The organism is Candidatus Magnetaquicoccus inordinatus (genome assembly GCF_004217665.1).
Taxonomy (GTDB): Bacteria; Pseudomonadota; Magnetococcia; order Magnetococcales; family Magnetaquicoccaceae; genus Magnetaquicoccus; species Magnetaquicoccus inordinatus.
In genome coordinates this window covers 1-6,123 of the sequence record NZ_RXIU01000217.1, presented here as the reverse complement: position 1 = coordinate 6,123, position 6,123 = coordinate 1, and the positions used below count along the sequence as shown (strand labels likewise).

Sequence of the window (6,123 nt, the reverse complement as noted above, 5' to 3'; positions counted from 1 at the left end):
CCCCCCCTGAAATGCTGAACCGCCTTCGTTGCCCAGGCGAGCGATTCCCAACCAGTGGGAAACATAGAGAGAACGAAGTCCCAGTTTTCATCCGTCAGTGCGATTGGCTTAGTCATAGTGACCGAAGCATAGCACAGAATCTAGCTTACAGTAAATAGGTTAACGCTTATGGGGCTTTGCCCTGCACCCACCAGGAGGAGATAATCTCCTCCTGGACCTCCATAATAGTTTTTGATTTGCAAATGCGATTGCCCTGCCATTTCAGAGAATCCGGTTGGCAGAACGGTCTGGGTTATGCGATGATGAGGGGGAGAGTGAAAAGAGCAATGGATGGAGCGGATGGCACTATTTCGACTGATGGAGCAACCTGTCTTTCCACCGCCGGAGTTGGCGGAAGAGAATGGTTTGTTGGCGGTGGGGGGGGATCTGTCGCCGCAACGTCTGTTGGCCGCCTATGAGACGGGAGTCTTTCCCTGGTTTTCCGAGGGGCAGCCGCTGTTGTGGTGGAGTCCGGATCCCCGCCTGGTGCTCTATCCTGAGCGTTTCCATCGTGCACGCAGCTTGCAAAAAACCTTGCGTCGCCAGCGCTTTACTGTCACCTTTGACACCGCTTTTGCTCAGGTAATCCATGCCTGTGCCGCGCAGCGACATGACTCAGGAACCTGGATCACCACCGGGATGCAGCGCGCCTATCAACGTTTGTACACCTTGGGATATGCCCATTCGGTGGAATGTTGGTGCCTGCAGGGGGAGCAAAGGCTTTTGGCCGGTGGATTATATGGCGTGGCTTTGGGAGGCTGTTTTTTTGGCGAATCGATGTTTTATCGGCTGCGTGATGCCTCCAAAGTAGCGTTGTCCCATTTGGTGGATCGTCTACAGGCCGAAGGGTATCAGTTGTTGGATTGCCAGATGAGCACCGATCATCTGTTGTCTTTGGGGGCCTGTGCCATTTCCCGGCGCGAATTTTTGCAGCAACTGCATATTGCTTTGCAAAAGGAGGGAACAGCACCTGGGCGCTGGAGTTGAGCAAGCCGATGGATGGGAGGTGTGCGGATGAGCAGATCTGTTCTGGAATCGATGACCAACATGTTTGGGCGTGTCAAACGGGCGGAGTTGGCCGCTTATGCCGAACTGGTTGGTTATTCTCTTTTTTTGGAGCAGGTGCGTGATCCCTGTCTGCTGGGTGTGGCGCGCTTTGCCGGTGCATTTATTGGTCATGCCGACCATCATCTGCAGGTCAAGACCATGCGTTTTAATACCGCTCCCCATGGCAACCCTATTGCCGAGGAGCATGCCGATGTGGGCGGGATTCAGGAGAGTCTCTATCCGCTGGTGGTCAGTTCCGAGCAGGCGAGCGCTTTCAAACAGTTTCGCATTGGGCGCGGCAGTACCAATGATATTGTGATTCCAGACTATTCCATTTCCGGGGAGCATGCCATCATCTATTATGAGCGGCAGCGCTATCGCATGGAGGATCTGTTTTCCACCAACGGCAGCACTGTCGATGGGCAACCAGTGTTTGACCGCAAGGTGGATCTGCACGATGGCGCCCGGATCAAACTGGGACGTTTTTTGTTATTGTTGGTGTGGCCGAGCACCCTCTATCGCCTGCTGATTCCGGAGAGTGAGCCAGAGGTGGTGGCAAAAAGGGCTGCGGTCTCCCTGGATGAGTTGACCGATGCGGTGGGTCGTTTTGATCTGCCGAGTTTGCGCGCCTATTGTCGTGAATACAGCCAGGAGGAGCTGCAGCAGTTGCTGGTCTATCCGGTGTTGGCGGGAGCGGCCTTTTTATCGGGCAACAGTGCGGATGGGTCGGAGGAAGAGGAGCATACCACACCGACTCCTCCCGCCGCTGCCATGGGTAAAAAATATCGTCCATTGGCAGGCATGTTGTTTCCTGTTGCCAAAAATCCGGCTTCCGCTGTGGGAGCGGAGGAGAGTTTTCTTATTGGTCGTTCGGCGCGGGCCGATCTGCGCATGAATGAACCGACCATTTCCAAACAGCATGCCCGTTTGGAGTGGCGGGAAAATCAACTGTGGCTGGTTGATTTAGGCTCTGCCAATGGCACAACCCTCAACAATCGTCCTCTTCTGCCGCAAGTGGCACGGGTGGTGCGTGCGGGTGATCGGGTCAGTTTTGGCAAAAATGAGTTTGTGTTTCTCTCTCCTGAACGTCTGCATGCCCATATGCAGGCGTGGCAGGATTAAAGCAAGGAGCAGTCGATGACAATGGAGCAGCAGGAGCGGGCTGTATTGGTGTTGGAAGATGGCAGTCGTTTTGAGGGAGGTTCGGTGGGTGCCGCCGGAGAGCAGGTTGGGGAGGTCTGTTTTAATACCTCCATGACCGGTTATCAGGAGATCATGACCGATCCTTCCTATGCCGGTCAGATTGTCACCATGACCTATACGCAGATTGGCAATGTGGGCATCAATAGCGAGGATATGGAGTCTGGACGTCCGCGCATTCGCGGTTTTGTCATCAAGGAGTCGTCGCGCATTACCTCCAACTGGCGTGCCCAGGAGAGTTTGGGAGCCTTTTTGCGTCGTTACGAAATTCCCGCCATCGAAGGAATCGATACCCGTGCCCTGGTAACCCATCTGCGTGATCATGGCGCACAACGCGGGGTTCTCTCCACGCTGGATTTTAACCAGGAGAGCCTGGTTGCCAAAGCGCAAGCCTGGCCAGGCTTGGCCGGGATGGATTTGACCGGCGAGGTGAGCTGTCTGCAGCCCCACTCCTGGCAGGAGGGGTTGACCGACTGGAAAGCGGATCGCTGGCCGGTCGCAGAGGTGATTGCCGAGGAGAGTCGCCTGCGGGTTGCCGTGTTGGATTTTGGTATCAAGCAGAATATTTTGCGTTCGTTGGTTTCGGCGGGCTGTCGTTTGACGGTTTTGCCGGGCACGACATCGGCCGCCGAGATTTTGGCCATGCCGTTGGATGGCATCTTTTTATCCAACGGTCCGGGAGATCCGCAAGCGGTCACCCATGCCATTCGTACCATCGCCGAATTAATCGCCGCCAACAAGCCGATTTTTGGCATCTGTTTGGGACATCAAATGTTATGTCTGGCCATGGGTGGCGAGACAGAGAAGATGAAATTTGGCCATCGCGGTGGCAATCATCCGGTTTTGGATCTGCAGAGCGGGCGGGTTGAGGTGACCTCCCAAAACCATGGCTTTATGGTGCGGCGTGCCTCTTTGCCGGCGGCAGTGCAGGTGACCCATGAATCGTTGTTTGATGGTACAATTGAAGGGATTTCCCATCGACATGCACCAGTTTTTTCTGTTCAATATCACCCAGAGGCATCTCCTGGACCGCATGATGCCCATCCGTTATTCAAAAGGTTTGTGCAAATGATGCAGGCACACGCCCCGTAATCGATCCTGACCATAAGGAGAAGAGATGGCCAACCAGGAAAAAATCAAGAAAATATCGGTGGCCAAGGGTATTTGGTGGGTGGAGATTGCCGATGCTGATCTGCGGGTATTGTGTGGTTGTCCGATGGACAGTGTCAAACATTTGACCAAGCGTGGTTTAATCTTTCAAACGGAAAAGGCGGGGGTTCCCTGTGAAGGGGGGCCCAATGCGGTATTGCTCGCCGACACCATGTTGCAAAATGGTGATTTTGCCAACTTGAGTGAATTTCCGGTGTTGCAGATGTTGTACAAACAGGGGCTGATTCTGCCCAAACATCCCAACAATACAGGTCAAAAACCGCTTTTGATCGGCTCTTCGGAGCAGGTAAAGGCGCAACTGCAATATATCTATCGCGGCAATTATGGTTTGATCTCCGAAGAGGAGATTATCGAGGCGGGTATTGCGCCAAAACAGGCGCGACAGATGATGCGTCTGAAGCTGCGTTTTGCCTTTGGCAGCATTCGTCAATCGGGGGATTTTTTAGAGAGTTGTGTGGTGGCAGAGCAGGCGGTGGAAATTCGCAATGGAGTGATGATCCGGCGCCTGGCCCGCAACTGTTTTGAATTTTCCTATGCGGGAGAGAGTCTCAATGTCGATCTCAATCTGGCAGAGGGAGAGCATTATGAATCGGCCTATCCTCTGGGATTTCAATGTTTATCACGCGAATATTTCAGCATTATTCATGCCGGAGAGGGGGATGGTTGGGATGTCAACCGTCCCAGCATGTCCAGTATTTTGATGTTTCAGGGCAAGATCTATTTGATCGATGCCGGTCCCAATCTGTTTTACAATCTTTCGGCTCTGGGCATTGATGTCAATGAGATCGAAGGGGTATTTCAAACCCATGCCCACGATGATCATTTTGCCGGCATTACCACGCTGATGCGGGCTGGGCAAAAGATAAAGTTTTATGCGGCTCCTTTGGTACGGGCGACGGTGAGCAAAAAGATGGCCGCCTTGTTGGCTGTGGAGGAGGAGTGGTTTGAGGAGTTTTTTGAGGTACATGATCTGCGGGAGGGGGAGTGGAGTGATCTGGATGGTTTGGAGGTGATGCCACTCTTCTCCCCGCATCCGGTGGAGAGCACGGTCTTTTTGTTTCGTACCTTGTGGGATGATGGTTACCGCAGTTATGCCCATTTTGCCGATTTGGTCTCTCTGGATGTGCTGCAGGGGATGATCGAGGAGGATGAGAGCAAGCCGGGGATCAGCAAAGAGGAGTTTGCCCGGATTAAAGAGAACTATCTAACGCCGGTCAATTTGAAAAAATTGGATATTGGCGGCGGCATGATTCATGGCATGGCCAAGGATTTTCGCGAGGATCGTTCGGATCGTATTTTATTATCCCATCTCTCCCGACCATTGACCCCGGCGGAAAAGGAGATTGGTTCCAGTGCGCCGCATGGCATGGTGGATAATCTGATTATCGGGCAATCGGATTTTGCCCGGCGCAGTGCCTTCTCTTTTTTGCAGAGTGCCCTGCCGAGCATTCCCTTGCACACTATTCGCACCTTGTTGAACAATCCGGTGGTGGATTTTAATCCGGGTATTATTTTGTTGAAAGAGGGGGAGACGCCACAGAGCATCTATCTGGTTTTGACAGGAGCGGTAGAAAAGATTCGCACCAGCGATAACATCTTCAGCCGTCTGACCATTGGCACCTTGGTGGGTGAGTTGCCAGCGTTACACAATGTGGCGGCACGCTTTACCTACAGCACCGCCTGTTTTGTGCGTGCCTTGCGCATTCCGGTGGCCTTGTATCGGGAGTTGGTCCGGCGGCATGGGTTGGGTGATGTGGTGCAACATACCCGCGAGGAGCGGGACTATTTGGAATCGACCTATCTGTTCAATGAAGGTTTAACTCCGCATCTGTTGGTACAGATTGTCATGGCCATGCGCAGTCGCCATTTTAATGCCGGGGAGACGATTACCTATGAGGATCACACCTATTTGAATCTGATTCGCTCCGGGCGGGTGATACGGATGACGGGTGGGCGGGAGTTTGAAAAGCTGGAGGCGGGCAGCTATTTTGGCGAGGAGTGGTCCATTTTTAATACCCCGCCCATGTTTCGTCTGATTGCCAAGGAGGCGGTGGAGTGCAGTCAGATTCCGGCGCGTCTGGTCATGAATATTCCGATTGTGCGCTGGAAGCTGCGCGATATGTATACACGACGTATTCTCCAGGCTCTGCATCCCACAGCGGGTATTGGCAGCTATTGCTGGCAGGAAAAATATGAGGTGGGCTTGTTGCAGATGGATTTACAGCATCGCAAAATGCTGGAGATTGTCTCCTCGATTATTGAATTGTTTCATTGCCAGTTGGTCGAGGGGATCATCGAACGGGCTTTCGAGACTCTGTTTGAGGTGACCGGGCGCCATTTTCAGGCCGAAGAGCGTCTGATGGAGCGTTATGGTTATGCCGGTTTGGCAGAGCATCGTCGGCATCATCAATTGTTGCTGTTGCAGTTGGATGAATATCGTTTTTCCCTGCACCAGACCGAGTTGCGGGCTGAGGAGCCGTTCAAGGCTTTTATCGATACATGGTTGATCCAGCATATCGAAGAGGATGACAGTCGATACAGTGCCTTTCTCAATGAGCGGGGAGCATATTGATTGCTGGCCTGTCACAGTGGAAAAAACAGTTTTCCGTCGCTGTGGATGTTGTATTTGCGCTGGCGATTGGCAATAATCGACAGTGCATCTGCTTG

General features: G+C 53.0%; 4 protein-coding genes. All 4 read left to right on the top strand.

All coding sequences use genetic code 11. The features are described from left to right. Positions 1-339 precede the first annotated feature (339 nt). The 4 genes from aat to EJP87_RS13190 are packed head-to-tail and all read left to right on the top strand — an operon-like array spanning position 340 to position 6,028. Complete coding sequence (gene aat, locus EJP87_RS13205; RefSeq protein ID WP_130472340.1) at positions 340-1,026, top strand: leucyl/phenylalanyl-tRNA--protein transferase; 687 nt, start codon at positions 340-342, stop codon at positions 1,024-1,026. Positions 1,027-1,053: 27 nt separating this feature from the next. After that, positions 1,054-2,208, top strand: a complete 1,155-nt coding sequence (locus EJP87_RS13200; protein WP_193771377.1) for an FHA domain-containing protein — start codon at positions 1,054-1,056, stop codon at positions 2,206-2,208. Positions 2,209-2,223: 15 nt separating this feature from the next. Next, positions 2,224-3,378 (top strand): glutamine-hydrolyzing carbamoyl-phosphate synthase small subunit, encoded by a 1,155-nt coding sequence (gene carA / locus EJP87_RS13195; protein ID WP_227657635.1) that lies wholly within the window; start codon positions 2,224-2,226, stop codon positions 3,376-3,378. A gap of 25 nt (positions 3,379-3,403) precedes the next feature. After that, positions 3,404-6,028, top strand: coding sequence for a bacteriohemerythrin (locus EJP87_RS13190; protein ID WP_130472338.1), 2,625 nt, complete (start codon positions 3,404-3,406; stop codon positions 6,026-6,028). The last annotated feature ends 95 nt before the right edge of the window (positions 6,029-6,123 follow it).

Coding starts and splice junctions, on each gene's coding strand:
- carA (WP_227657635.1), top strand. CDS start 2,224: ATGACAATGGAGCAGCAGGAGCGGGCTGTATTGGTGTTGGAAGATGGC.
- aat (WP_130472340.1), top strand. CDS start 340: ATGGCACTATTTCGACTGATGGAGCAACCTGTCTTTCCACCGCCGGAG.
- EJP87_RS13200 (WP_193771377.1), top strand. CDS start 1,054: ATGAGCAGATCTGTTCTGGAATCGATGACCAACATGTTTGGGCGTGTC.
- EJP87_RS13190 (WP_130472338.1), top strand. CDS start 3,404: ATGGCCAACCAGGAAAAAATCAAGAAAATATCGGTGGCCAAGGGTATT.